General features: G+C 37.0%; 27 protein-coding genes. 2 read left to right on the forward strand and 25 right to left on the reverse strand.

The genetic code is table 11. The features are described from left to right. Positions 1–7: 7 nt before the first annotated feature. From plsX to HFC68_RS01845, 4 genes are read right to left on the reverse strand one after another with little or no spacing between them, the layout of a single operon-like run. Complete coding sequence (gene plsX / locus HFC68_RS01830) at positions 8–1,051, reverse strand: phosphate acyltransferase PlsX (protein WP_011673294.1); 1,044 nt, start codon at positions 1,049–1,051, stop codon at positions 8–10. A 16-nt stretch (positions 1,052–1,067) separates the two neighbouring features. Beyond that, positions 1,068–3,095 carry an ATP-dependent DNA helicase RecG gene (gene recG / locus HFC68_RS01835; protein WP_011673293.1) on the reverse strand — a complete coding sequence of 676 codons (2,028 nt, stop codon included), beginning with the start codon at positions 3,093–3,095 and terminating at the stop codon, positions 1,068–1,070. A gap of 50 nt (positions 3,096–3,145) precedes the next feature. Further along, positions 3,146–4,840: a DAK2 domain-containing protein gene (locus HFC68_RS01840; RefSeq protein ID WP_041526961.1), complete on the reverse strand. Its 1,695-nt coding sequence runs from the start codon at positions 4,838–4,840 to the stop codon at positions 3,146–3,148. A 21-nt stretch (positions 4,841–4,861) separates the two neighbouring features. After that, entirely contained in the window at positions 4,862–5,224 is a 363-nt protein-coding gene (locus HFC68_RS01845; RefSeq protein ID WP_002833566.1) for an Asp23/Gls24 family envelope stress response protein, read from the reverse strand. Positions 5,225–5,523: 299 nt separating this feature from the next. Here HFC68_RS01845 and rpmB point away from each other — a divergent pair, with 299 nt between their 5' ends. Continuing rightward, a complete protein-coding gene (rpmB, locus tag HFC68_RS01850; protein WP_011673291.1) occupies positions 5,524–5,709 on the forward strand; it encodes a 50S ribosomal protein L28 in 186 nt (61 codons plus the stop codon). Positions 5,710–5,752: 43 nt separating this feature from the next. Here rpmB and HFC68_RS01855 read toward each other — a convergent pair whose 3' ends face one another. The 11 genes from HFC68_RS01855 to gmk all read right to left on the reverse strand — a co-directional run bounded on the left by HFC68_RS01855 (position 5,753) and on the right by gmk (position 17,121). Then, on the reverse strand, positions 5,753–6,394 hold the full coding sequence (locus HFC68_RS01855) for a thiamine diphosphokinase (RefSeq protein WP_011673290.1): 642 nt from the start codon (positions 6,392–6,394) through the stop codon (positions 5,753–5,755). Further along, on the reverse strand, positions 6,394–7,041 hold the full coding sequence (gene rpe, locus HFC68_RS01860; RefSeq protein ID WP_002833563.1) for a ribulose-phosphate 3-epimerase: 648 nt from the start codon (positions 7,039–7,041) through the stop codon (positions 6,394–6,396). Before rpe ends, HFC68_RS01855 begins: the two co-directional genes overlap by 1 nt. Then, positions 7,038–7,967 (reverse strand): ribosome small subunit-dependent GTPase A, encoded by a 930-nt coding sequence (gene rsgA / locus HFC68_RS01865; RefSeq protein WP_011673289.1) that lies wholly within the window; start codon positions 7,965–7,967, stop codon positions 7,038–7,040. Before rsgA ends, rpe begins: the two co-directional genes overlap by 4 nt. Positions 7,968–7,977: 10 nt before the next feature. Then, positions 7,978–9,501 (reverse strand): Stk1 family PASTA domain-containing Ser/Thr kinase, encoded by a 1,524-nt coding sequence (pknB, locus tag HFC68_RS01870; protein ID WP_002833561.1) that lies wholly within the window; start codon positions 9,499–9,501, stop codon positions 7,978–7,980. After that, on the reverse strand, positions 9,498–10,244 hold the full coding sequence (locus tag HFC68_RS01875) for a Stp1/IreP family PP2C-type Ser/Thr phosphatase (RefSeq protein ID WP_002833560.1): 747 nt from the start codon (positions 10,242–10,244) through the stop codon (positions 9,498–9,500). The genes pknB and HFC68_RS01875 overlap by 4 nt, the downstream gene beginning before the upstream one ends. A gap of 8 nt (positions 10,245–10,252) precedes the next feature. Next, the gene (gene rsmB / locus HFC68_RS01880; protein WP_011673288.1) at positions 10,253–11,587 is read right to left on the reverse strand and encodes a 16S rRNA (cytosine(967)-C(5))-methyltransferase RsmB; all 1,335 of its coding nucleotides are present in this window, start codon (positions 11,585–11,587) and stop codon (positions 10,253–10,255) included. After that, a complete protein-coding gene (gene fmt / locus HFC68_RS01885) occupies positions 11,571–12,533 on the reverse strand; it encodes a methionyl-tRNA formyltransferase (protein WP_011673287.1) in 963 nt (320 codons plus the stop codon). Before fmt ends, rsmB begins: the two co-directional genes overlap by 17 nt. A 22-nt stretch (positions 12,534–12,555) precedes the next feature. Next, positions 12,556–14,976 carry a primosomal protein N' gene (priA, locus tag HFC68_RS01890; protein WP_099299622.1) on the reverse strand — a complete coding sequence of 807 codons (2,421 nt, stop codon included), beginning with the start codon at positions 14,974–14,976 and terminating at the stop codon, positions 12,556–12,558. Between the two features lie 14 nt (positions 14,977–14,990). Continuing rightward, complete coding sequence (gene coaBC, locus HFC68_RS01895) at positions 14,991–16,184, reverse strand: bifunctional phosphopantothenoylcysteine decarboxylase/phosphopantothenate--cysteine ligase CoaBC (protein WP_011673285.1); 1,194 nt, start codon at positions 16,182–16,184, stop codon at positions 14,991–14,993. A gap of 111 nt (positions 16,185–16,295) precedes the next feature. Next, a complete protein-coding gene (gene rpoZ, locus HFC68_RS01900; protein WP_002833554.1) occupies positions 16,296–16,505 on the reverse strand; it encodes a DNA-directed RNA polymerase subunit omega in 210 nt (69 codons plus the stop codon). Position 16,506: 1 nt separating this feature from the next. Next, a complete protein-coding gene (gmk, locus tag HFC68_RS01905; RefSeq protein ID WP_002833553.1) occupies positions 16,507–17,121 on the reverse strand; it encodes a guanylate kinase in 615 nt (204 codons plus the stop codon). A gap of 295 nt (positions 17,122–17,416) precedes the next feature. Between gmk and HFC68_RS01910 the strand changes: the two genes are divergently transcribed. Continuing rightward, a complete protein-coding gene (locus HFC68_RS01910) occupies positions 17,417–17,752 on the forward strand; it encodes a hypothetical protein (protein ID WP_011673284.1) in 336 nt (111 codons plus the stop codon). Positions 17,753–17,823: 71 nt separating this feature from the next. Here HFC68_RS01910 and recN read toward each other — a convergent pair whose 3' ends face one another. The 10 genes from recN to efp form a co-directional block, all read right to left on the reverse strand. Beyond that, on the reverse strand, positions 17,824–19,500 hold the full coding sequence (recN, locus tag HFC68_RS01915) for a DNA repair protein RecN (RefSeq protein WP_167399606.1): 1,677 nt from the start codon (positions 19,498–19,500) through the stop codon (positions 17,824–17,826). Between the two features lie 11 nt (positions 19,501–19,511). Then, positions 19,512–19,970: an arginine repressor gene (locus HFC68_RS01920; RefSeq protein ID WP_055126210.1), complete on the reverse strand. Its 459-nt coding sequence runs from the start codon at positions 19,968–19,970 to the stop codon at positions 19,512–19,514. Positions 19,971–19,978: 8 nt separating this feature from the next. Next, positions 19,979–20,797 carry a TlyA family RNA methyltransferase gene (locus HFC68_RS01925; RefSeq protein ID WP_002833549.1) on the reverse strand — a complete coding sequence of 273 codons (819 nt, stop codon included), beginning with the start codon at positions 20,795–20,797 and terminating at the stop codon, positions 19,979–19,981. Positions 20,798–20,810: 13 nt separating this feature from the next. Further along, positions 20,811–21,701, reverse strand: coding sequence for a polyprenyl synthetase family protein (locus HFC68_RS01930; RefSeq protein WP_055126209.1), 891 nt, complete (start codon positions 21,699–21,701; stop codon positions 20,811–20,813). Beyond that, entirely contained in the window at positions 21,694–21,930 is a 237-nt protein-coding gene (locus HFC68_RS01935) for an exodeoxyribonuclease VII small subunit (protein WP_002833547.1), read from the reverse strand. Before HFC68_RS01935 ends, HFC68_RS01930 begins: the two co-directional genes overlap by 8 nt. Next, positions 21,930–23,273 carry an exodeoxyribonuclease VII large subunit gene (xseA, locus tag HFC68_RS01940; protein ID WP_002833546.1) on the reverse strand — a complete coding sequence of 448 codons (1,344 nt, stop codon included), beginning with the start codon at positions 23,271–23,273 and terminating at the stop codon, positions 21,930–21,932. Before xseA ends, HFC68_RS01935 begins: the two co-directional genes overlap by 1 nt. Next, a complete protein-coding gene (gene folD / locus HFC68_RS01945; RefSeq protein WP_055126208.1) occupies positions 23,274–24,125 on the reverse strand; it encodes a bifunctional methylenetetrahydrofolate dehydrogenase/methenyltetrahydrofolate cyclohydrolase FolD in 852 nt (283 codons plus the stop codon). It abuts the gene before it with no gap. A gap of 125 nt (positions 24,126–24,250) precedes the next feature. Next, on the reverse strand, positions 24,251–24,652 hold the full coding sequence (nusB, locus tag HFC68_RS01950; protein WP_002833544.1) for a transcription antitermination factor NusB: 402 nt from the start codon (positions 24,650–24,652) through the stop codon (positions 24,251–24,253). After that, positions 24,652–25,080, reverse strand: a complete 429-nt coding sequence (locus HFC68_RS01955; RefSeq protein WP_002833543.1) for an Asp23/Gls24 family envelope stress response protein — start codon at positions 25,078–25,080, stop codon at positions 24,652–24,654. Before HFC68_RS01955 ends, nusB begins: the two co-directional genes overlap by 1 nt. Before the next feature lie 17 nt (positions 25,081–25,097). Continuing rightward, a complete protein-coding gene (gene efp / locus HFC68_RS01960) occupies positions 25,098–25,661 on the reverse strand; it encodes an elongation factor P (protein ID WP_002833542.1) in 564 nt (187 codons plus the stop codon). Between the last annotated feature and the right edge of the window lie 73 nt (positions 25,662–25,734).

The following is a 25,734-nucleotide window of genomic DNA, read 5'->3' on the forward strand; positions in this document are numbered from 1 at the left end:
TAGTATTTTAATTGTTTTCGTTTTCTTTGTCTACATCATCTTGTTTGATGCTTTCAAGATGCATCTCAAAATAATCCGCTAAATTCTTAACGAGCTTTGAATCTACAATTTCATGTACTTGTACCAAAGCATTTTTAACTTGGTTAGCATTACTTGAACCGTGAGCCTTAACTACGGGAGCTTTGACACCTAATAATACGGCTCCACCTTGTTTAGAATAATCCATCTGGTCTTTAATTTGGCTAAAAGCAGATTTAAGGAGTAGACCACCCATCTTACCTTTAACACCGTTGTTCATAATTGTTTCTTTGACTAGTTTCAACATCGATAAGGCTGTCCCTTCAATGTTTTTCAAAACAGCATTTCCCGTAAAACCATCAGTAACAACTACATCTGCAGTTCCATTTAATAATTCGCGAGATTCAATATTACCAACAAAATTGAGTGAACTATCATTCTTAAGTAGTTGGTAGGCCTCTTTATGAATCTTATCTCCCTTATCGTACTCAGTTCCATTATTTAAAAGTGCAATTCGTGGATTAGTAACATGCATGACGTTAGTACCATAAAAGTTACCTAAAATGGCAAAATCATGCAAGTTTTTAGCTTTACTTTCAGCGTTAGCTCCAACATCTAGCATAGTGAAATTATCATTTTCACCTTTAAGACTTGGCAAAGTAGTTGTCATTCCTGGGCGATCAAGACCTTTAATACGTCCGATAATAAACAAACCAGCGGCTAAAAGGGCGCCTGTGTTACCAGCCGAAAAAATTGCATCTGCATCGCCATTTTTTACAGCTTGGGCAGCTAAAATCATTGATGAATTTTTCTTACGACGCACAGCTTTAACGGGTTCATCTTCCATTGTAATTACTTCATCTGTATGGACCACTTTAACATTTCTAAAGTCGTCCATGTATTTAGCAATTTCATCCTTTTTTCCATATAAGATAAACTCAACGTCTGGTAGAGCTTTTCTGGCTTCGCTTACCCCTTTAACAATTTCCTCTGGAGCATTATCTCCACCCATCGCATCCACTGCAATCTTCATAACTCTTCTCCTTTAATTAATCTAAACTTTTATTTATTTGTATTTTATTTTCTAAGTAAAGTCGTAAATTTTGGTAACGGGGATCTTGGTCCCACGCTGGCTGGCTTACAATTTTAGCCGCATCAATTTGGGCAGTTTGCAAAGCGCCTAAATCAACAACCGGATCACCCACTTTAAATTCAGGGACCCCCGATTGCTGTTTTCCAAACAAATCACCTTGACCACGCATTTTCAAATCCGCTTCTGAAATTTCAAAACCATCATTGGTGTCTACCATAATTTGCATACGTTGCTTTCCAACTTCATTTTTGGGATCCGCAACTAAAATACAATAAGCCTGATATTGACCACGACCAACGCGCCCTCGTAGCTGATGTAATTGAGCTAATCCAAATCGATCTGCATCTTGAATTACCATCAAAGTAGCATTAGGAACATCTACCCCAACTTCAATCACGGTGGTAGAAACTAATCCCATATATTTGCCTTCTTTGAAATCTGCCATAATCTGATCTTTTTGGGCACCATCCATTTTACCATGCAAAATTGCAATCGGATATTTTTCTCCAAAAAATTCACATAATTCTTGATAAAGTTCCATCGCATTTTGTAAATCCATGGCTTCAGATTCTTCAATTAGTGGGGTCACAATAAAGGCTTGGCGACCATTAGCAAATTCCTTAGTCATAAAGGCTAAAACTTTTTCCCATTCCCCTCGCTTAACCCATTTAGTAATAATGGGCTTCCTACCCGCGGGAGCTTGGTCAATAATTGACACGTCCATATCTCCATACGTAGTAATAGCTAAAGTTCGTGGGATTGGAGTAGCTGTCATGGCTAATATATCAGGAGCTGCCCCCTTCTCACGTAGTAGCTGTCTCTGGTGTACCCCAAAACGATGTTGCTCATCTATAATACCAAGCCCTAAATTTTTAAATTGGACATCTTCTTGGATGATGGCATGGGTACCAACTACAATATCAATTTCACCATTTTTGATTTCTGCTAGCATTTCATCTCTGATTTTTTTACGAATACCACCGACTAATAATGCAATCTTAACATCTAATTTCTCAAAGAATCGACTTAAATTATTAGCATGCTGTTCAGCTAAAATTTCAGTGGGAGCCATCAATGTGGCTTGCATCCCAGCCGTCAAGGTTGCATACATTGCAATGGCAGCCACTACGGTTTTACCACTACCCACATCACCTTGTAAAAGGCGGTTCATATGGGTGGGCGACTTAAGATTAGCCAAAATTTCATTTGTTACTCTTTTTTGTGCATCGGTTAATTCGAAAGGTAACTGTTGAATAAATTCGCGCACTAATTGAATTTGATATTTAATCGCCGTTCCATTTTCAATTCGTTCACGTGATTTAACCAACTGTAATCCCATTTGAAACGTTAAAAACTCTTCAAACATCGCAGTTCGACGGGCGTCCCGTGTTTTTTGATCATCTGCTGGGAAATGAAGCGCTTGGACCATTGCCAATCGATGTAGTAAGCGATATTTAGTAATCAGTTCTTCTGGAATAACATCCTGAATTTGTTCCTGATATTGGTTAATTGCATCTGTAGCTAATTGTTGGATAGTGGCTTGTCGAATATGCTTGTTAGCAGGATAAACGGGTTGAAGATTTGCTTCTTCATCAATAATTTTAATTCCTGTTAAACTCCGTCGGTTAGCATCCCATTTCCCATATACCGCAATTTCTTCATCAGCATTAATTTGATTTTTAATCCACGGCTGGTTAAAAAAAGTTACCATAACGGACTCATTACCGATTAGAAGACGAAAGTTAACTCGGACTTTTTGACGCCCAAAACGAGCTACTGTAGGCTGGGTTGCAACCACTCCCTGAAATGTCACTTTTTGTTGATCAACGACATTTTGAGGTTCCTTAGCGGCTAAATCTTCATATCGAAATGGATAATAAGTAATCAAGTCTTCTATGGTCGAAATACCAAGTTCGGCTAACGCTTGTACTCTTTTAGGTCCCACTCCAGGAAGCACTTGAACTGAGTCTGTTAAGCTTTTCATTTTCCCTCCGTAAATCAAAAATAGGTCGGCTAATAACCGACCTATAAGTATTATTCAACTGAAACTAAAAATGGGTAAACTGGCTGGTCACCTTCATGAATTTCAACTTCAAGGTCATCATCAATATCTAAAATTGCGTTTTGCAATTGTTCTGCCATCTCTGAAGTAGCATCTTGGCCATAAATAATCGTGACGATTTCGCTATCTTCTTCTAACATTAATTTAACCATTTCGACCGTTGCATCCATCAATTTAGGATTGGTATTAACGATTTTACCATCAATCAATCCCATATAATCATCTTGATGAATTTCGCGTCCGTCCAACTTAGTATCACGAACTGCAATTGTTACTTGTCCACTTTTGACAGTGTTCAAGTTAGATTCCATTGCTTCTGCATTTTCTTCCAAATCAACGTCTGGATTAAACTCAAGCATTGCTGCCATTCCTTGAGAAATTGTCCGGCTATGGATAATCTTAGTTGGAATATCAGCTACCTCAACGGCCTGCTCAGCAGCTAGAAAAATATTTTTATTATTAGGCAACACAATCGCTTTTTTAGCGCCTGAATCATTAATCATGGCTACGATATCAGCGGTACTTGGATTCATCGTTTGTCCGCCACTAATGATATGCGTTACCCCTAAACTAGTAAATAATTTAGAGATACCTGCACCTGATGAAATTGCAATTACAGCTGTTTCAGGAGCCGCTTCTTTTGAGGCTGATGATGCTGTTGGTGTTTCATCTTGTTCCATGATTTCTTCTTGTTGCCAACGCATATTATCAACTTTAATTTTGGTAATATCACCAAATTGTTGGCCCCAAGCTAAAACTTCGCCGGGATGTTCGGTATGAACATGTACCTTAACCACTTCATCATCATTGATAACTAGTAATGAATCACCCATCTTGGCTAGATAATTGTAGAAAGTATCGTAATCGAACTCCTTAGTAACTTGCAGTCCTTTTCCGATTCGTACCATCATTTGAGTACAATATCCAAATTCAATATCTTCTGGATTAATTTTCCCCTGTACACTTTGATGGTGTTTAGCATCTACCATTTCATTTACTTCAGTAGCATCCGGTTCATGCTTGTATTCAGTAATATCATTACCATTCAAAACGTCATTAAACGCATCAAAAACAAATACTAAACCTTGACCACCGGAATCTACTACGCCTACTTCTTTTAAAACTGGAAGAAGATCAGTCGTCTTTTTAAGGGCTGTTTGTGCAGCACTATCAATAGCTTCCATAACTTCGGCTAAACTATCAGTCGTTTTAATTGCCTCATTACCTGCCTTAGCAGCTTCACGAACCACTGTTAGAATAGTTCCTTCTGTAGGCTTCATTACCGCCTTATAAGCCGTTTTTGCGCCTTCTGCGACAGCTTCGGCTAAATCTTCAGCATTAAGCGTTGCTTTACCTTCAACGCTCTTAGCAAATCCGCGGAAAATTTGAGATAAAATTACCCCAGAGTTACCACGTGCTCCCATTAAGAGCCCTTTAGCTAAAGAAGCCGCTAAATGCCCTACTTCCAAACTAGCATCGTCATTTTCATACTTTGCACCACTTTCAAGTGAAAGGCTCATATTTGTTCCAGTATCTCCATCTGGTACCGGAAAAACGTTCAAAGAATTAATAAAATCCGCATTCATTTTTAAACGATCAGAACTGGCTTGCACCATCTGATCAAAAACTTCATTAGTAATCAATGTTCCTATTGCTTCCAAATTCATTATCCTCCTAGTTCAACGAACCTAATCGTTGAGCAACTTCACACCTTGAACAAAAACATTGACCGAATTAGCAGAAATGCCAAGCATTGATTCTAGGCTGTACTTAACTTTTGATTGTACATTTTTTGATATTTCAGAAATTTTAGTACCATATCCAACGATAATGTAAACATCGATGGCGATCCCATTTGCTTCTTGTTTAATTACTACTCCACGAGCGTAATTTTCTCTTTTTAGAATTTCATTTATGTTGTCACGAATCTGGTTTTTACTAGCCATTCCGACAACCCCATAATTATCAGTTGCGGCTCCGCCAACAACAGTAGCAATTACATCGTTTGAAACGTCAATTGTTCCATTTTTTGTTTTTATCTTGACAGCCATACCCCTGCCTCCTTAGTATTCATATATACCAACGATATTTTACCATATCCCATACATGCATTAAATACAAGAGCAAACATCTGAATTGGATACTGATTATTATTATACCGAGGATACTCATTTATTCTAATAAATTTTTTTAAGTGACAACCTTTTTAAAAACGTAACGGATTATTTGAGTGTCAAGGATAATTACTTGAAAGTTTCCTATTGCAATATAGCGGGCAATATGATAAATTGTTATGGTGATTGAAAAAGATTTCTATAAAAATATAGAAGTGACAAAGGAGGGTTTCGACATGGCAAAAGATTTTGTCACAGGTAAGCACACTCGCTTCGGAAATACTCGTTCACACGCTTTGAACCACAGTCGCCGAAGCTGGAAGCCAAATTTACAAAAAGTTCGTATCTTAGTTGACGGCAAGCCCAAACGTGTTTGGGTATCTGCTCGAGCTTTAAAATCAGGTAAAGTTACACGCGTATAAAAAAAAGATTGGTTAGTTGATAACCAATCTTTTTTATTTTGTCTTAATCTTTACTTTGAATTACTGCTACCAATCCGTTACTCAAGTAAACAGTCGCCTTAGAATCGATAAATTCATTGCTAACATAAGCACGAGCATTTGAAACCATTGCATTATGTAATTCATATTTTTCATCATCTAACGTTAAAACATCGATTTGCGTTAATGGGATAAAAGATAAGTATTTAAAACCTTCCAACTTGTCGACCGTATGTTTGCCAGAATTAAAAAATCTAATATTATTTTGTCGATCAATTAATTCAATTTGCTCTGCAAACATTCTAAAACGGTCTTGGAGGACCATTAATACATTGGCAAGTAAATGGTCTAATCTTCCTCCACTAATCCCTAAAACGCGAATATGAGCGCGAGGATCATGATCTAAAGCATATTTTAATCCTGATTCAGTATCTGTATCATCTTTAACTGGATCTAGTTTAATTACTTGCTTTGCATTAGCTTCAATTTCTTTAAACTCTTGGTCGTTAACCGAATCAAAATCTCCTACTGCTACTTCTGGTATTAAACCCATTTCAATCAGTTTTAAAGCTCCACGATCTACTCCAATCCAATCTCCTTCAAAATCATTTAAATTATCAGGTAAATTTTCTGGAGCTCCACCAACTAATAAGTTAAAAATTTTCATTATTTTGTAAGTTCCTTTAATAGTTGCACTTGTTTGGTGTAATCTTCAGCGCCGAAAACGTATGAACCAGCAACGGCTACATCTACGCCAGCATCATAGACCGCTTTGATATTTTTGTCTGAAATCCCACCATCAATTTCAATATCAAATTCTAATCCACGTGCTTGGCGTAATGCAGATAGTCGCTTAACCTTGCTGATTGAGCTTTCAAGAAACTTTTGTCCACCAAAACCTGGGTTAACCGACATAATCAAAACTTGGTCAATTTCGGGTAATAGTTCTTCTAATTCTGTTAATGGAGTTCCAGGGTTAACTACTACTTCAGCGCGAGCTCCAGCATTTTTGATAATTTGGATTGCTCGTGCAATATGCTGAGTACTTTCAACATGAACGCCAACAATACTTGCACCGGCTTTAACAAATTGTTCAACATAGTTTTCTGGATTTTGAATCATCAAATGTACGTCTAATTTGATATCTGTATCTTTTGACAATCCTTGAACTGTATTTAGTCCAAAACTTAAGTTAGGTACGAAGCTACCATCCATCACATCAACGTGAAGATAGTCCGCTCCTTCTACTTTATTAATATCACCCATTAAGTTAGCTGGGTCTGCACTTAAAATTGATGGGGCTACTTTAATCATTTCTTCTTCCTCCGGTCCTTTTTTTGATAACCTTTACGCTTATATTCAGGTTTTTGATTCCGAATCAGTTCGATAAACTGTTCATAATTAGCATAACGGCTGCTTAGCACACTACCGTCTTCAACTGCCGCTTTGACTGCACATCCCGGTTCGTTTAGATGTAAGCATTCTCGAAAACGACAATTTTGGCTGAGCTTCTTAAAATCAATAAAATATTCTTTTAATTGTGTATCAGCCATTTCAAAAACTGCATAAGTTGAAAAACCTGGTGTATCAGCCACTAAACCATCTTCAATGGGAATCAAAGAAACCTTACGCGTCGTGTGTTTACCACGATTTAATGCCTGTGAAACTTCTCCAGTGGCAATATTCAACTTTGAATCAATTCGATTTAAGAGCGTTGATTTTCCCGCACCAGTCTGTCCCATAAAAATAGTTAGTTGATTTTTAAATGACTCTTTCAATTCGATTAAATCAGCATCAGGTTGACTACTAATTGGAAAAATCACTTGATAGCCAATTTTTTGGTAGTAGCCGGCAATTTTTTGTAAATCTTGAAACTCCGTTGGGCTTAAAAGATCCGTTTTTGAAAAATACAAAATAGCCTCAATATGTTTTTCAGCCAATGCCACTAATTGACGATCAAGCAAATTTGCCGAAAAGCTGGGCTCAGTTGCTGCAGTGACAATTACAGCTTGATCGATATTAGCTAATGGCGGACGCACCAACTCATTTTCACGCGTATGAATTTTGGTAATGTATCCAGTATCATTTTCACTTTCCTTAAAATCGACCATATCACCCACTAACGGGCTAGTTTTTTGATTGCGAAAATTACCTCGTGCCCGAGTCCTAACGATTTTATGGTCTTCTGTTAACACATCATAAAATCCTGCTAATAATTGTATAATTTGTCCAGTATGCATGCGTCCTCCGTTAATTAGCAACCGTAAACGTAATTGTTGTCACTCGTGGCACAACCACTTGACCAGATACAACATCTTGGGAGATGATGCGATTATTATCGAAACGATTGGTAACTATTTTTCTTTTTTTAATGGTAAATCCTTTAGCTTCCAATTGCTTTTTGGTGCTACTATAATCACTTCCAACATAATTATCGACATCAAAACTGTTCGGTCCCTTACTGATAACAATGTTAACTTTGATTCCTTCTTGAACATATTTTCCACTTTGTGGAAGCGTTTCAACCACTTTATTATAACTCGTTTTATCATCAGCTTCTTTAGTTATTTTTCCGACTCCTAAATTCACTTTTGATAGTTTAGTCATAGCTTGTTTTTGAGTTAAATCTTCTAAATTGGGAACCTGTACCATTTGCGGACTACTCAACTTGAAAGCAATCAAAATTCCTAAAATAAAAGCTACCGCGGCCATTGCCATAAATAAAGCTCTTCTCCGTAATGGATGACGACGTTTAAAGCGATGCATATGACTTTCTTCAGCATCTGGTGCTTTTTCTTTCTTAGCAAAATTGATTTTATTGTTCATTTTTAACTTAATTGGTCGAGTTTTTTCAACCTCATCTTTTGCTAATCCCTGCTTTAATTCATCTTGATTTAAAACAATCGTATGTTCTACCAAAGAATCTTCCACAAATTTGCTTTCATTAGCCCGTTCAGGCTGTAAAACCGTCTTCAAATCAGCAGCCATCTCGGCAACATTTTTATATCGATCAATTGGATTTTTTGCTGTTGCTTTCAAAACCACATTTTCTAATGACTGGGGAATTTTTGTATTAAAATCCTTCACCAAAGGTAACTGGTCTTGATAATGTTTTACCGCAATTGATACGGCACTTTCACCTTCAAAAGGAACTTTTCCAGTCAACATTTCAAATAAAATAATTCCTAATGAATAAATATCCGATTGTTGCGTAGCAATGTGTCCTCGTACTTGCTCTGGCGATAGGTATTGTACCGACCCAATCACCGTATTAGTTCGCGTAAAACTACTTTGTTGATTAGCAATCGCAATTCCAAAATCAGTAATTTTAGCTTTTCCATGTTTATCAATTAAGATATTTTGGGGTTTTAAATCGCGATGAATAATCCCATGATAGTGCGCCGTCTGAACACCATTTAAAATTTGACTCATTAGGCTAACTACTTGACCAAGTGGTATAGGAAACTGATCTCTGATATATTGCTTAAGATTTTGCCCTTCAACATATTCCATAATCAAATAGTTCATTCCATGTTCTTCGCCAATATCATAAACACCGACAATATTAGGATGAACCAGTTCTGTAGTCGATAAAGCTTCGCGTTGGAATCGTTTGATTGCTGAAACATCATCTTGCATGTCAAAACGGACCAGTTTTACCGCAACATCTCGATCTAAAATTAAATCATGTGCCAGATAAACATTAGCCATTCCGCCTTCTCCAAGTGGTCGAATAATTTTATATCGACCATTCAAAGTTTGGTTAGGGGTCATAATATATCCCCCTCTTCTACTTGAACAATTAAAGTTGTAATATTATCTGTTCCACCTGCAGTGTTAGCCATATCTACTAACTGATTAGCTTTTTTTTCAAGGCTAAGCGTACTCATCAACACATTTTTGATCATATCATCAGAAACAAATTTAGTTAATCCGTCCGTGCAAAGTAGCAATTCATCTTCTTTGGTAATATCAAATACTTTAATCTCAGCTTCGGCTTGTTCTGAAATTCCTAAAGTTTTAGTAATTACATTTTTTTCTGGATGGTTACGAGCTTCTTCAGGAGTAATTTTTCCTAAACGAAGTAGTTCATTCACTAAGGAGTGATCGGTCGATAGTTGTTTCAAACCATTTTTCGAACTATATAAATAGCAACGACTGTCGCCAAGATTAGCTACAATCACTTGCTTACCTAAAAAGAGTGCCAAAACGATGGTTGTTCCCATGCCATTTAATTTTTTATAGTGCTTAGATGCTTGCAAAATTTTACGATTTTCAAGAGCAAGTTGGCGTATTAACCAATTTTTAGCATCAGTAACATTATTAACGTCAGAAGTTTCAAATAGATACCCAATGTGTGAAACGGCCATCTCGGAAGCTACATCGCCGCCCCGATTGCCACCCACACCGTCAGCTACAATGGTTAAAATAGCTTCAGAATCATTTTTGAAAATTCCTACATAGTCTTGGTTAGTCTCTCGAACTTGTCCTTTATCAGATAGGTACGCATATTTCATAACACCAATCACTTCACCTTTTTTAAATTAGCGATGAAAAAGCCGTCTGATTCAAAATCATCAGGATAAATATTAAGGCTCAATTCATCTCGATTTTGCTTGATTTTTTTAGCTGTTTCAACTTTGAGTTGTTCAAATTCAGGATGGATAGCTAGGAATTTTTCTATGGTTTCTTGATTTTCTTTACGCAAAATTGTACATGTACTATAAGTTAGTACGCCACCTACTTTGAGCATTTTAGCAATATTATCCAAGATTTTTAATTGGAGTTGATGAAGGTCGCTACTATCCTTCTTACTCTTAAGATAACGGATTTCTGGTTTTCTTCTCATCAAACCAATTCCCGAACATGGTGCATCTACTAAAATTCGATCAAAACTTTCATCTAAATCTTCACGAGGAGCAATGGCATCCTGAACCTCAGTCTTAACGTTCTCCAGATGCATTCTTTGCGCATTATCTTGAATTAATTGCACTCGTTTTTGATAGATATCCCATCCAGTTACTTCTCCTGTTTCGCCAATCATCGCGGCTATTTGGGTCGTCTTCCCCCCGGGAGCGGCACAAGCATCTAGCACTTTTTGCCCCTTCTCTAAGTGCATCGTTTCTGCAACTAACATCGCTGATTCATCTTGAACGGTCAAATCACCATCAATATAACTTCTTGTATCAGAAATACTAGCCCCTTTGCTAAGACGTAATCCATCTTTAGCAATTGCACTTGTCGTTACCGTATACTCATATTCTAAATCTTTAATAATATCCGCATGTGTTTTATTCCAACGATTAATACGAACCGCAAGATGGGACGGTTGGTTAATACTCTTCAAAATTGAAATGCATTTTTCCTCACCCAATTCGTATAACATTTGATCAACAATCCAAGGAGCAACGCTATATTGAGTCGATAATTTTTCCACTGGATTTTTGATCGAATCAAAACTTGGTTTACCATTTCTCTGATACGAGCGTAGCACACCCGTCACCATTTTTCTGATACCGTCATTGCCCCGAAGCTTAGCAATTTCAATTGATTCATTAAAAATAGCAAAGTCCGGTACGCGATCTAGAAACTCCATTTGGAAAACAGCTGTTCTTAGTAGATTAATGACCCAGCGCGGAGTCATCTCTGGTTTCCTAATATAATCAGCTAAATAAAAATCAAGAGTGAGTCGATGTTGCAAAACTCCGTATACAATTTCTGTTAACAAATTTTTATCAATATCAATCAATGATGAACTTTTTATATCTTGATTAAGTTGAATATTGGAAAAAGAACCTTCATCAATCTTTTCTAAAATATCAACTGCTAAATTTCGTGCACTATTATTTTGATTTGTCATTATCTATTATTTGCTTTCCTGGGTGTAAGTTTTCACCTACTCCATTGAGATAGTCTGTAATTGTCATCTTTTGTTTGCCAGCTGGCTGTAATTCTTCAATACTAATTACGCCGTGTTCTCCAGTTGCTACCAAGAGCTCATGCTTCGTTTTTGAAACAACTTGACCCGGTTTTAAATCTGTAGTTTGATCTATTACTTTTGTTTTCCATATCTTAGTTCGTTTGCCTTCCATCATAAAGTAGGCTACTGGGAAAGGTCGTAATCCGCGGACCTTTGCATCTACTAGACGGGCCGGTAAATTAATATCAATTTCTTCTTCTTCGGGGCTAATATTAGGCGAAAAGCTAACTTGTTCTTCATCTTGTTTAACTGGTTGAACATTTCCTTCAATTAATTGAGGTAGCGTGTCTAACAATAAATCACGCCCTAAAAGACTTAACTTTTCAAACATGGTTCCCACATCATCTTGGTCGGTAATAGGAATTTTTGCAGTAGCAAGCATTTCACCGGCATCCATTTTTTTAACCATATAGATAATAGTAACACCAGTTTCTTTGTCGCCATTCATTATGGCATAGTGCACGGGTGCTCCTCCACGATATTTTGGTAATAATGAAGCATGCACATTGACTGCCCCAATCTTAACGGAGTTAATCAAACTCATTGGAAGAAATTGACCAAAAGCGGCCGTGACAATTAAATCCGCATTTAACGCGATTAGTTCTGTCAATTCAGCACTTCCACTTAACTTCTCTGGTTGATAAACCTTAATATCGTTTTTAACAGCAACTTTTTTTACTGGACTGGGTGTTAAAACATGTTTTCGCCCGACTTTGCGATCCGGTTGGGTAACTACCCCAATCACATCATAGTTTGGCTCGTCAATTAGGCTTTGCAAAATTGGCGCCGAAAATTCTGGTGTTCCCATAAAAATAATTGATTTCATAATTAGACCTACTTCCTAAATATTACAAAAAGTTTTGTGGTTCGGAATCAATACTAATCCGTGTCCCCTGTCTAAATTTCTCCTGCGATTTGTTCAATACTTCTAACAGCGCACGATGTAATTTAGGCTCTCTTTGATATTTAATTAAAATTTGGTAGTAATATTTTTGTTTAATTTTTGAGATAGATTTAGCCGTCGGCCCTAACACAATTGCATTAGCTGATAACTGCGGTTGAATAATATTCAACATTTCGTAAGCATTTTTTAACGCTTGTCTTTCATCCCGATCTGAAACACTAACTAATACCGTGTAGTAATAAGGCGGATATTTGCCTAAATGCCTCAAATACATTTCTTTATAGAAAAAGTCTTCATAATCTTGTTTTTGAGCTAAACGAATTGCATAGTGATCGGGGTTAAAGGTTTGAATTAGTACTTCACCGGTCTTATCAGCACGTCCAGCACGTCCAGCAACCTGAGTTAAAAGCTGGAAAGTTCGCTCACTTGCCCGTAAATCCGGTAATTCTAGTGCTGTATCCGCATTTAAAACTCCTACCAAGGTTACATCAGGAAAATCCAACCCCTTAGCAATCATTTGCGTACCCAAAAGAATATCTGCCTCGTGGTTGCCAAAACGTTCTAATAGACGCTCATGGGCTCCCTTGCGACGGGTGGTATCAACATCCATCCGAAGTACGCGAGCTTCAGGAATGATCTCTGCCAATTGCTGTTGAACTTTTTCAGTTCCAGTACCGAAAAACCGAATTTTATCACTACCACAATTTTTACATAAACGTGGGATTGCTTCTTCATGACCACAATAATGACACCGCATGGTTCGAGAATCCATATGCATCGTTAAAGATACATCACAGTTAGGACAAGTTAGGACAAAACCACACGTTCGACACATCACGAAGGATGAAAAACCTCGCCGATTCAACATTAAAACTACTTGTTCTTTCCTTAAAATCCGATGTCGAATTTCTTCAACCATGGGTGCCGAAAAGTTTTCATTATATCCATCACCTAAATGCTGACGCATATCGATCACTTGAATATTCGGTAAAGCCTTTTGATTGGCTCGTTTTTGAATTTTTACAAAATCGTATCGCCCACGTTCCACGCGAGAACGACTCTCAAGAGAAGGAGTAGCGCTTCCTAAGACTACGGGACATTCAAATTTCTTTGCACGATGAATCGCTACATCCCGAGCATGATAACGCGGTGCATCAGATTGCTTATACGTTTCTGAATGTTCCTCATCAATAATTATAATACCAATATTACGTAGTGGTGCAAAGACCGCCGACCGTGCTCCAACTACTACTTTAACTTCATTTCGTACAATTCTTCGCCATTCATCAAACTTTTCACCGTCAGAAAGCCCACTATGGAGAACAGCCACTTGTGTACCAAAACGCGCCCGAACCCTTTTCACCATTAAAGGTGTTAAGGAAATTTCTGGAACCAGTAAAAGAGCAGTTTTCCCTTTTTTTATTACCTGTTGGATACTCTGCAAATAAACTTCTGTTTTTCCCGATCCAGTAACGCCTTCAACTAAAATTGGTTTAGCATTTTTGTCTTCAATTGCTTGTGTAATTAAGTTGTAAGCGGATTGCTGTTCTTCATTTAAAGCCAAATTTTGATCAAGCTGCATCTGACGTCCTTCAAAAGGATCGCGATATTGCTCAACCGCCTTACGAACTAGCCATCCATTTTTAACCGCTGTATTTAATGTTGAGCGTCCTACACCATAATCATTTAAAATTGAAGCTTGCGAAATTCCCTTTTTTACATCTAACGTTTTAATTATATTTAGTAACTCAACTTGTTTCGTAGCATTTTTTCTTAACTTTTTTTGTTCTTGTTCATACTCACTTAAATCCATCGTAGGCCAAAGCCAATTAATCATTTTCTTTTTAGCAGAATCTTCCGTGACATATTTTAATGTAACGAATTCATCTTTAATCCACTGATTAAGTTGTTTTTGTTGGCTAAAACTGAGTTCATTTACTTTAAGATCTGTAACCTGTTCTTCCCCTAATAAGGCAATCACGGTTTCCATTGTAATTTTTGTTTCATTGATTTTAATAAAACGCTTGGTATTAACTTTCACCAAACTTGGAAGCATTGCATTTAAACAACTTACTCGAAAAGCATACGTTTGGTCGGCTAACCACTCTGAAAGCTCAATCAATTCTTTATTTAGCAATGGTTCCGGTTCTAAAACTGAAATGATGTCCTTCAATCCTTCAAATTCATTAGTGGTTTCTTCTCCGACCACAAAACCTTGGATAGGTCGCTCAGACTTACCAAAAGGAACAATTACTCTGGAACCAATTTTAATGTCATTTTTAATGGCATCATTTGCGATATATGTAAATGGTGTATTAGTTTGTAAAGCTGGGACATTTACGATGACATTAAATTTTTTTGCCATGAGTTACGTTCCTTTCAATTAATTTCTTGGTCGATTAGCTTTAAAATCTGTTCAGCAATTATCGATTTATCATTCTTTTTCAATTCTATATTAGCTTGGTGCGGACGTAGAATGGTGACAGCATTCTGATTAGATTCAAAACCGATTTGGGGATTACCTACATCATTAGCCACAATCATATTTAGGTTTTTCTTAAGAATTTTACGTTGAGCATTTTCAATTAAATCATTCGTCTCCGCAGCAAACCCCACAACGTATCGAAGTGAGTCTGGACGTTTTAGTGTCGCTAAAATATCAGGATTTTCAATCAATTTAATTTCCAGTTCACCATTAAAATCATCTTTTTTCATTTTATGATCTGCTATTTTCGCCACGCGGTAATCTGAAACTGCTGCGGCCATTATCAATATATCTGCATCTTGTACTGCTGTATCAAGAGCGGCCTGTAAGTCTGCTACACTCTTAATATTTATCCGTTGAATACTTGATTTCGCTGGTAAAACTAAGTTTGTAGGTCCAGAAATTAAAGTAACCTGCGCTCCTAACCGTTCTGCTACTTGAGCAAGCGCAAACCCCATCTTACCAGATGATTCATTACCAATATAACGTACGGGATCAATCGCTTCACGCGTCCCCCCAGCAGTAACCACAATGTGTGTTCCTTTAAAGAGATTTTCCCGCTTTTCAAGGGGCGTGCTGATAAAGGCATTTACGATTTCAGCATCCGGAAAACGTCCTTTTCCAGAATAACCTTCAGCCAGCTCTCCAACAGCTGGTTCTAAAACGACTACTCCATCTACTTTTAATTGTTCGATATTCCGTTGAACCGCTGGATTATTCCACATATTAACATTCATTGCTGGTAGCAACAGCTTAGTTGCTGTTGAAGCAATCACTACAGTTGAAGCAAAATCATCCGCAATTCCATTCGCCATTTTTCCAATAAAATTAGCCGTGGCTGGGGCGATTACAATTTTATCTGCCCAGTCTGCCAGAGCTACATGAGCAACTGGGTTTTCCGTATTAATTTCAAAATCATCATAGACAAGGTCATTGGTAAGTGTTGCAAACGTTAATGGTGTGACGAATTTTTTGGCCATTTGCGTCATCACTACCTTGACTTGATTACCACTTTTGATTTGAAACCGTACCGCTTCAACCACTTTATATTCGGCAATTCCGCCAGTAATAACAAATAAAATTTTCATATCGAACAACCTCCTTCTGCTATTTTACCAGTCCTTGAATACCAATCCCACTAATTGATTAATCCAACAAAAAAGATGCTAGAGGACAACCTCCACCATCTTTCATAATTTCTATAAATCTTTTTCGTTTGGATCAATGATAACATCGCCAGCAACAACTTCTTCCAAAGCTTTGCCAACATTTTTTTGTGAAGTGTATTTATCTAGTAATTCTGGTTGACCCTCATCCAATTGGTGTGCACGCTTGCTAGCAAGCATAATCAATGAATATCTGGAATCAACACGTTCTAGTAAATCATCTACTGAAGGATATAAAATCATCTTATAATTCTCCTAACATTTCTTGATATTCAGGATAAACTCTGGTTACTCGAAGATGTTCACCCTTGATAATATTTTTAATTTCTTCAACCGCATTTTCAATCTTATCGTTAACGACTGCATAATCATAATCACGCATCGTCTTGATTTCGTCAACTGCTTTTTCCATTCGTTTATTAATCGTATCCATGTCTTCAGTCCCGCGATTGATAATACGTTGTTTTAATTCCATCAAATCTGGTGGAGTCAAGAATAAAAATACCCCGTCTGGCATTTTTTCACGAACTTGACGAGCACCGTTCACTTCGATTTCTAGGAAAACATCTCGTCCTGAATCTAGAGTTTGATTAACATACTTTAATGGTGTGCCATAGTAATTATCTACATACTGGGCATACTCCAGCATTTGGCCTTCTTTGATATTTTTCTCAAATTCTTCTTTAGAGACAAAGTAGTAATCTTCACCATCAACTTCACCTTTTCTAGGCTTTCTAGTTGTCATTGAAATTGAATACTGAAAATCATTACCGCCTTGATCAAAGATTGCCTTTCTAACCGTTCCCTTACCAACACCGGAAGGGCCAGATAGAACAATCAACATTCCTCTTCTAGCCATGAACAAACTCCTCAAAATATATATGTAACTTCTATTTTGCACTTTTTTATTATATTTTTCAACCACAATTGACTTGAAAATTAAAGTACCATGTTAATAAACTTTTAACTTTTTTAAATTGTTCGCTTTTTTATCACATCAGCGCTAAATTTTCGAGTTTTATTTTTCTTGAATTTCCCCACTACAGAATCGTTAGCGCTACACCAACATTTATACCCAATTCATAAAAACAGTTGCTTTTAAGAACGCATGTTCGTATAATGTAAATACAAACAAATGTTCGTTGGAGGCTAACATGGAAAACAAAAAATTTAATAACTCTTTCAATCGAATTAATCACTCACTCAATAACATCCGTAAAATGTATAATAACTTATTCCTGGTCCCTGAAGACCAAGGTTTACCAATTATGGATCGTACAATGCCCATTGATCAAATTAATGATACCCTGGCATATTCAATTCAAAACCACCTAGTAGTCCGCATGCAACTGGATTTAAAAAAATCAATCGTTGAAATCGATGGCTATATCCAGATTACCAGATCTGGACGACTATGCCTGACTGATCCTAAAACTGGGCTAACACAACTCTTAGAAGATCAACAAATTCGAAGCATCGCCTTAATTTAAAAACTCTCACTATTAAACCGAAAATATCCCTAAGAATCAAGGTTATCTTTCAATTTGCTAGTGAGAGTTTTTTAGTGGGCTTGTTCCGTTTTTAATAATTCACGAGCATGTTCTAAGCTTAATTCCGTGATATTAACCCCGGCTAACATTTTGGCGATTTCATTAACCCGTCCTTCGTCATTCAGCACTGTTAAATTCGTCATTGTACGTCCATCGACCACTTTCTTGGCCACATGCAACTGATGATCTGCTCTAGCTGCAACTTGTGGTAAGTGGGAAATACACAATACTTGTGAATGGGCCGAAATTTCATGAATCTTATCTGCAATTGCTTGTGCTACACGGCCGCTTACTCCGGTATCAACTTCATCAAAAATAATACTAGTAACCCCTTCGTTACGCGCAAAAATAGTTTTCAACGCTAACATTATTCGTGAGAGCTCTCCGCCAGACGCTATTTTTGCTAAAGGTTTCAAATCTTCACCAGGATTAGGTTGAATCAAAAATTCTACCCCATCAAATCCGGTTCGATCTGGTTCAGCTTTAGGAGTAAATTGCACTTTAAATTGTGTTTTTTCCATGTAAAGACCTGACAATTGTTCACGTATAGCTGCTTCTAATGCTAAGGCCATTCTTTGACGCATTTCCGTGAGTTGAGTTCCTAATTTTTTAACTCTTTGATACCTCGCTTCAACTTCCTGTGCAAGATCATCCAAATTGTTTCCTGAACCAGTCATTTCATTGAGTTCATTCTCAATTTTATTCAAATAGTTAAGAATTTCTTCAATTGAATTACCATATTTTTTCTTTAGCTGACGAACTACTTCTAACCTTTGTTCAACTTCGTCTAATTCATTTGAATTCCATTCCATCGCATCAAGCGCAGAACGGACTCGATTAGTTACATCTTCTAAAGCATAATAGGCACTTTGTACCTCATCAGAAACTTGTTGGTACTCATCATCATAATCAGAAATACTTTGTAATTCTTGCATTACGCTACCAATTTGATCAATCGCAGAGGCCCCATCTTCACCTTCCAAAAGTTGAAAACTTGTTGAAAGAGCGTCGGAAATACTTTGAAAGTTGTTTAATTGATCCCGTCTTTTTTCAAGTTCCTCATCTTCACCAGCCATTAAATTGGCAGACTTAATTTCTTCCACTTGAAATTGCAACATGTCAACGCGTTGATTCCATTCATGTTCGTTCTTACGACTTTTATTTAATTGTTGGTTTAATTTAGAATAATCAGCGTAAGCTTCTTCATATTTAGCACGGACTTTACCAACCATTTTTTCGTCGAAATGATCTAACAATGCTAGATGTTTTTCACTATCCATTAGTTCTTGATGTTCATTTTGTCCGTGAATATCAATTAAAGTCTCTCCGACTGATTTTAGACTATTTAGATTAACGATCGTGCCATTGATTCGACAAACACTTCGACCACCCTTATGGAGTTCCCGAGTAATCACTAAATCATTGGTTGCGTCGATTCCTAACTTAATTAACGCATTTTTAGTATTATCAATCTCAGCGATATCAAAAACACCTTGTAGAACCGCCTTGTCTGCGCCGGTTCTTACAAAATCTGCTGAGCCTCTTCCACCAGCTAAAAGTCCTACGGCATCAATAATAATTGACTTACCTGCACCAGTTTCTCCCGTCAGAACAGTCATTCCTTGGTTGAAACTAACATCAAGCTTCTCGATAATTGCGAAATCCTTTATAGATAATTCCAATAACATATCTAATTCTCCTAGATGTAAGCAATTGATTGTGTAATCCGATCCTTTAATCGGACTGCATGTTCATCATCAGTACAAATAACTAGCACTCCATTGTCATCACTAACTGCTGCAAAAACAAACCCATAGCGGACCTGTTTTAGCGTTGCTGAAATACTAGCTCCGTTTCCTGGCTTTAAATCAATAAACACAAACTTTTCCTGAACTTTAATTGAAATCAAAGCCGAACTTAATAACGTAAAAAGTCGTTGTTCAATTTGGGAAGTATCCCCTTTAGGGAGAGAATATCGTACTCCACCTTTTTTAGTGGGTGATTTAATTAATTTTAATTCACGAATATCCCTTGAAACGGTCGCCTGCGTCACTTCAACGCCCTGCTCCTGCAAGTGAAGTACGATATCTTCTTGACGATCAATTTCATTTTCGTTGATAATTTGTTTAATTAGTTCATGTCGGTCGTTTTTTCGCATTGTTTCACCTATGAATTTAAGTTGGAATATGCACTATCAATCACTTTTTGGGTATCAACATTCTCTTCAATCACTCCTTGATCCGTATCGGATCGTTCAAGCCAGGCTAAAAATTCGATATTGCCTTCTCCACCCTTAATTGGTGAAAAATCAAGTCCCTTTACGTTGAAACCTTCCGCATTGGCCATTGCTAGTACATTTTTAAGGACCTCTTCATGAACTTTACGGTCACGAACGATGCCATGCTTCCCAACATTTTCTCTACCGGCTTCAAACTGGGGTTTAATCAAGCTGACAACTGATCCATGCGTTTTAATAATATTTTTAAGCGCTGGTAAAATTAGTTTTAATGAGATAAATGAAACATCAATTGATGCAAACTCTGGTTGTCCCTCAGTAAAGTCTTCTAATTTACTGTATCTAAAATTAGTATTTTCCATTACCACCACTCGTGGGTCCTCACGTAATTTCCATACTAATTGATTAGTTCCTACATCTAAAGCATAACTAAGCTTCGCACCATTTTGGAGCATAACGTCAGTAAATCCACCTGTCGAAGAACCTATATCTAATACTGTAAGCCCCTTAACATCAAGGCCAAAGACTTTCAATGCTTTTTCTAATTTTAAGCCTCCACGGCTAACATAGGGCATTGGTTTACCCTTTAAATGTAACTTAACTGAAGGGTCAATCTTGACACCAGGTTTATCCAAACGCTCCTCGTTGTCTCCTAAAATTTCTCCGGCCATTACGGCTCTTTTTGCTTTTTCACGGGTATCAAAAAGTCCCTGTTCTACCAGCAATACATCTACGCGTTCTTTTGCCATCGTTAATTCTCCATTATTTTAAATACGTTAAAAAACCTTCTAAAATCATCAAATCCATTTCTGGCTGTAATTCACCTAAGGCGGTTAAGTCTTGTTCACATTTTTGAAGAACCTGATTTAATTCTTCTTTTGCTCCACTTAACCCGAGTAAGTTAACGTACGTATTTTTATTTAAATCTACATCTTTTCCAGCCGTTTTACCAAGGATCGCTGTACTTTCTGTTACATCAATTATATCGTCATGGATTTGAAAGGCTAAACCAAAGTTTGCCATAAAATCTTTAACCAATTCGGCAACTTGAAGTTTGCTTGGCTTCATTATCAACGCCGCTTCCGCTGGGAATAATAGCATTTTGCCGGTTTTAAGATGATGTAAATGTTTGAGTTCAGCTAAGGAATAATGTCGCTGATTTCCTTGAATATCCAATAATTGGCCAGCAATCATCCCTGAAGCCCCAGCATCACTTGCCAAGGCTAACACCAATTCACTTTTAATCCGATCCTTTAAATTGGTTGAGCTAATCCATTGAAAGGCCACCGTTAAAAGTGCATCACCAGCCAAGATAGCCTCTGCCTCACCAAACTTCTTATGGCTGGTTGGTCGTCCACGCCGTAAATCATCGTTATCCATTGCGGGTAAATCATCATGAATCAACGAGTATGTATGTACAGCTTCGAGAGCTGCTGCGACTGTTAGGATATCGTAATTAGGGGTCTTTCTGAATGCTTTCAAAATTGCCAATAAAACTAACGGACGAACTCGCTTGCCACCAGCGTCAATTGAATACTTCATCATCATTTTTAAATCGGTATTCAATGTTGAATCACTATCAAACAATTCATCGATGTGCTGATCAAGTAATTCTACGTTTTGTTTGACAAAGTCATCAAAATTACTATTCATTTTCTCCGTCTGTCCCCAAATCTAAGTTAGTCTCTTCACCATTGTCTTGCATAACTTTTGTAAGAGTTTTTTCAGCATTTTTTAGGGTTTCTTGTAATTCCGAACTTAACTGAATTCCTTTTTGAAATTCTGTCAAAGCTTTTTCCAATGGAATATCACCTTGTTCTAAATTGGAAACAACTTGTTGTAATTCTTGTAAATTTTCTTCAAATGTTTTTTCTTCAGCCATTATTTATCCTCGCTGTTAATTGTTTTAATTACTGCATTTGCACTACCATCACTAAAATTCAGTTGAATTTTATCGTCAATTGATAAATCCTCAATCGATTTAACGACCTTCGTATCTCTAGTTACATAAGTATAACCTCTACTCATTATCTTGAGGGGGCTGAGAGTATCTAAAGATCCAATCAGCGAATTCAAATCATTCGCATACTTTGAAAAACGATTAGTTATATTATTATTGGTCATCTGTCGTAGATGCTCAACATTTTGTTTTGCCATTTTAATTCTACTAGCTGGAGTATTGGCTAACAATCTTGAATTTAGAGTTTTAAATGATCCCTCAGCTGTAGTAATTTGTTGTTTCTCCAACGAAATCAACTTTTCCGTTAAAATATCAACATTTTGCACATAACCTTCATATAAGCGTTGAGGTTCTTGAAAAATATACGATTGTTGTAAATGTTGAACCTGCTGGCTACGCATTTTTAAAATATTTCTAAACGCCACAATAGTTTGTAGCTGGAGTTTTTGAAGCTCTTCTAAGATATCGGTCAGTACAGGGGTAGCTAGTTCAGCGGCGGCCGTTGGAGTTGCTGCCCGCATATCTGCAACTAAATCGGCGATTGTCGTATCTGTTTCATGTCCGACAGAGGAAATAACCGGTAACTTACTTGCAAAGATTGCTCGAGCAACTACTTCTTCATTGAATGGCCATAAATCTTCAATTGAGCCCCCACCTCGGCCAATAATGATGGTATCAAAATCATCCAACGTATTAATCATCTTTATTTGTGCAGCTATACTATTGGCTGCCTCATTACCTTGAACTAAAGCTGGAAATAAAACCAGTTGAACAATCGGATAACGACGGCTCACCGTCGTGATAATATCTCTAATCACGGCCCCAGAAGGGCTAGTCACAATCGCAATCTTACGGGGATACTTAGGAATTGGTAGCTTAGGGGCTTCAAATAAACCTTCTTGGGATAATTTTATCTTTAACTGTTCATATGCTTGATATAAAGCTCCTACACCATCCGGTTGCATACTATCCACATAAATTTGGTAACTACCATTTCCTGGGTATAAACTAATTCGCCCACTCACAATCACTCGCATGCCTTCTTCAGGTTGAAACTTAACCTTCGCAAATGCAGATTTAAACATGATCGCACTAATCTTCGCGTTTTCGTCCTTTAAACTAAAATATTGGTGACTGTTAGTTCTTAAGCGAAAGTTTGAAATTTCCCCCACTAAATAAACGCGATGTAAATACGGATCAGCATCAAATTTTCGTTTAATATAATTGGTTAGTGCACTGACCGTTAAATACTTATCTTCTTGCATTTAAATACTCCATTTAGTTAAATTCACCGTTTGTTTCATTAACATTGATATTGTCATCGGACCAACGCCCTTAGGAACGGGGGTGATGTATGAAACATGTTTTTCGACATTCTCGAAATCAACGTCTCCCGTTAGTTTACCATTTTCATCGCGGTCCATACCAACGTCGATAACAACTGCACCTTCTTTAACCTGATCTTCTTTAATAAAATGGGCAATACCTGTTGCGACCACCAAGATATCTGCTTCTTTAGTCAGAGCGGCTAAATCTTTAGTATAACTATGAGCCAATGTAACTGTCGCGTTGGCATTCAATAGTAATGCAGCCATTGGTTTTCCAACAATCGAACTACGTCCCACCACTACTGCACGCTTACCTTGAATATCTATATGATATTTTTGGAACATCTCCATAATTCCTTGCGGTGTACATGCAATGGGCGTGTGTTGCGTCTTTCCTTCGAAAAGTTTCCCCACGTTAACTGGATGAAAGCCATCAACATCCTTACGCGGATCAATGGCCATCGTTACTTTAAAAGCATCGATATGCTTAGGGAGTGGCATCTGGACCAGAATGGCATTCACATCTTCGGTTTGATTTAATTCTTGGATTTTTAGGAGCAATTCATTTTCGCTAATATCGGCATTCATCGTAACTAGCGTTGATTTAATGCCTAACTTATTAGCGCGCTTTTCTTTATTTCTTACGTAAATTTGACTTGCTGGATTTTCACCAACTAGAACCACAACAAGATGTGGTTCGACACCTTGATTTTTCAATTTTTGTACTTCAGTCATTGTTTGTTTATCAATCTCAGCAGCTAAAGTTTTTCCATCAATAATTTGGCTCATTATTACTCCTCCGTTTCAAATATTTATCCATCTTAAATCATATCATAAGATGCATTTTCTTTTTAAATCTTAAACAAATTAAAAATGGTTGTAAATATCAAGTGATATTCACAACCATTTTTTAATTATTTTGCGATATTAGATAAAACTCCATTGATAAATTTACGAGCGTCTTCATCAGTATACTTCTTAGCTAACTCCAAAGCTTCATTAATCGCAACTTTATCTGGTGTTTCAGTGTACTTAATTTCATAAGTACCCATCTGTAATATAACGCGGTCAGGACTTTCTAACCGTTTTACTGTCCATCCCTTTTTCAACTCTCCACTAATCGTTTCATTAATAGCTTCAAGATTTAAGCTAACTCCCATAACCAAATCTTTTAAGAATTGATCGGGAGCTTCTGTCTCATGAAATTCTTCTAAAACTTGATCTTGCAATTCGCTTAGATCAGCGTCTGGATTAGCACTTTTAGCAAAGATAATCTTAAAGGCGCTCTCTCGAATTTGATGTCGATTTAAACTCACTATTTATCACCATTATTTTCTGAAAAAATATCATCGGGATCAATATCAGATGTTGTCGTATCTGGCATCATTCCGTTGACTTGCACGTTAACTTCATTAATCACAATTTCGGTCATAAACAACATCTGTTGCTTAACTCGATCTTGAATCTTAGTAGCAACTTGTGGAACAGATACCCCAAAATCAAGCATTACACTAACATTAATGACTAAGCCACGATCATCTTCAATTAATTTTGTACCTAATCCCAAGGAATCACGTCCTAAAATTGTATTGAAGCCCTTCGAAATATTATTACCAATTAAGTGAACACCATCGATTTGATCAACCGTAATTCCTGCAATTGATTCAATAACATCAGGTGCTATCGCAATCCCGCCACTCTTTGAACTAGAATTACTTAACTCCAAGTATTTCGTATCTGCCATTATATTGCCTCCAAAAATTAAGCGCGTGAAATATAAGTACCATCTTGAGTATTGATGTTAAGAGCATCTCCCTCATTAACGAAGAAAGGAACTTGAACCACCAGACCAGTTTCCATTGTAGCTGGTTTTGAGCCACCACTAGCAGTATTACCTTTAATACCAGGTTCTGTAGCAGTAACTTTTAAAGTAATATTCTTAGGCACTTCAACACCAAGTGTTTCAGTACCAAAGAATGCGATACTTACTTCCATGTTTTCAACTAAATAATTTTTCTCTTCTTCAAGACGTTCATTAGGGATTTCAACTTGTTCATACGTATTGTTATCCATGAAAACGTAGTTAGCACCATCATTATATAGATATTGCATACGTTTTGTCTCAATATTAGCTTGTTCCATTTTTTCGCCGGCACGGAAAGTTTTTTCTTGAACAGCGCCATTTCTTAAGTTTTTCAACTTAGTACGCACAAAGGCACTACCTTTACCCGGCTTAACATGTTGAAATTCAACAATGCGCCAAATATTATCATCAAATTCAATGGTTAAACCATTTTTAAAATCAGATGTTGAAATTGTACTCATAAAAAGATTCCTCCAATTAATTCTAGAACTAATGATATCAATCGATTCTCTTTTTAACAAGAAAATCATTAAA

Origin of the sequence: Pediococcus sp. EKM201D (assembly GCF_011800215.1) — a bacterium.
Lineage (GTDB): Bacteria > Bacillota > Bacilli > Lactobacillales > Lactobacillaceae > Pediococcus > Pediococcus pentosaceus.

Excerpts from the sequence above, each read along its gene's own strand:
- HFC68_RS01855 (WP_011673290.1), bottom strand. The coding sequence starts at position 6,394 with ATGAAAATTTTTAACTTATTAGTTGGTGGAGCTCCAGAAAATTTACCT.
- HFC68_RS01845 (WP_002833566.1), bottom strand. The coding sequence starts at position 5,224 with ATGGCTGTCAAGATAAAAACAAAAAATGGAACAATTGACGTTTCAAAC.
- HFC68_RS01920 (WP_055126210.1), bottom strand. The coding sequence starts at position 19,970 with ATGCGAAAAAACGACCGACATGAACTAATTAAACAAATTATCAACGAA.
- HFC68_RS01955 (WP_002833543.1), bottom strand. The coding sequence starts at position 25,080 with ATGGCAGATACGAAATACTTGGAGTTAAGTAATTCTAGTTCAAAGAGT.
- plsX (WP_011673294.1), bottom strand. The coding sequence starts at position 1,051 with ATGAAGATTGCAGTGGATGCGATGGGTGGAGATAATGCTCCAGAGGAA.
- HFC68_RS01935 (WP_002833547.1), bottom strand. The coding sequence starts at position 21,930 with ATGGCTGAAGAAAAAACATTTGAAGAAAATTTACAAGAATTACAACAA.
- HFC68_RS01875 (WP_002833560.1), bottom strand. The coding sequence starts at position 10,244 with ATGAAATATGCGTACCTATCTGATAAAGGACAAGTTCGAGAGACTAAC.
- HFC68_RS01930 (WP_055126209.1), bottom strand. The coding sequence starts at position 21,701 with ATGAATAGTAATTTTGATGACTTTGTCAAACAAAACGTAGAATTACTT.
- xseA (WP_002833546.1), bottom strand. The coding sequence starts at position 23,273 with ATGCAAGAAGATAAGTATTTAACGGTCAGTGCACTAACCAATTATATT.
- efp (WP_002833542.1), bottom strand. The coding sequence starts at position 25,661 with ATGAGTACAATTTCAACATCTGATTTTAAAAATGGTTTAACCATTGAA.
- pknB (WP_002833561.1), bottom strand. The coding sequence starts at position 9,501 with ATGACCCCTAACCAAACTTTGAATGGTCGATATAAAATTATTCGACCA.
- priA (WP_099299622.1), bottom strand. The coding sequence starts at position 14,976 with ATGGCAAAAAAATTTAATGTCATCGTAAATGTCCCAGCTTTACAAACT.
- recN (WP_167399606.1), bottom strand. The coding sequence starts at position 19,500 with ATGTTATTGGAATTATCTATAAAGGATTTCGCAATTATCGAGAAGCTT.
- coaBC (WP_011673285.1), bottom strand. The coding sequence starts at position 16,184 with ATGAAAATTTTATTTGTTATTACTGGCGGAATTGCCGAATATAAAGTG.
- rpe (WP_002833563.1), bottom strand. The coding sequence starts at position 7,041 with ATGATTAAAGTAGCCCCATCAATTTTAAGTGCAGACCCAGCTAACTTA.
- folD (WP_055126208.1), bottom strand. The coding sequence starts at position 24,125 with ATGAGCCAAATTATTGATGGAAAAACTTTAGCTGCTGAGATTGATAAA.
- HFC68_RS01840 (WP_041526961.1), bottom strand. The coding sequence starts at position 4,840 with ATGAATTTGGAAGCAATAGGAACATTGATTACTAATGAAGTTTTTGAT.
- rsmB (WP_011673288.1), bottom strand. The coding sequence starts at position 11,587 with ATGACAAATCAAAATAATAGTGCACGAAATTTAGCAGTTGATATTTTA.
- fmt (WP_011673287.1), bottom strand. The coding sequence starts at position 12,533 with ATGAAATCAATTATTTTTATGGGAACACCAGAATTTTCGGCGCCAATT.
- gmk (WP_002833553.1), bottom strand. The coding sequence starts at position 17,121 with ATGGCTAGAAGAGGAATGTTGATTGTTCTATCTGGCCCTTCCGGTGTT.
- HFC68_RS01910 (WP_011673284.1), top strand. The coding sequence starts at position 17,417 with ATGGAAAACAAAAAATTTAATAACTCTTTCAATCGAATTAATCACTCA.
- rsgA (WP_011673289.1), bottom strand. The coding sequence starts at position 7,967 with ATGCATACTGGACAAATTATACAATTATTAGCAGGATTTTATGATGTG.
- rpoZ (WP_002833554.1), bottom strand. The coding sequence starts at position 16,505 with ATGATTTTATATCCTTCAGTAGATGATTTACTAGAACGTGTTGATTCC.
- HFC68_RS01925 (WP_002833549.1), bottom strand. The coding sequence starts at position 20,797 with ATGGCAAAAGAACGCGTAGATGTATTGCTGGTAGAACAGGGACTTTTT.
- recG (WP_011673293.1), bottom strand. The coding sequence starts at position 3,095 with ATGAAAAGCTTAACAGACTCAGTTCAAGTGCTTCCTGGAGTGGGACCT.
- rpmB (WP_011673291.1), top strand. The coding sequence starts at position 5,524 with ATGGCAAAAGATTTTGTCACAGGTAAGCACACTCGCTTCGGAAATACT.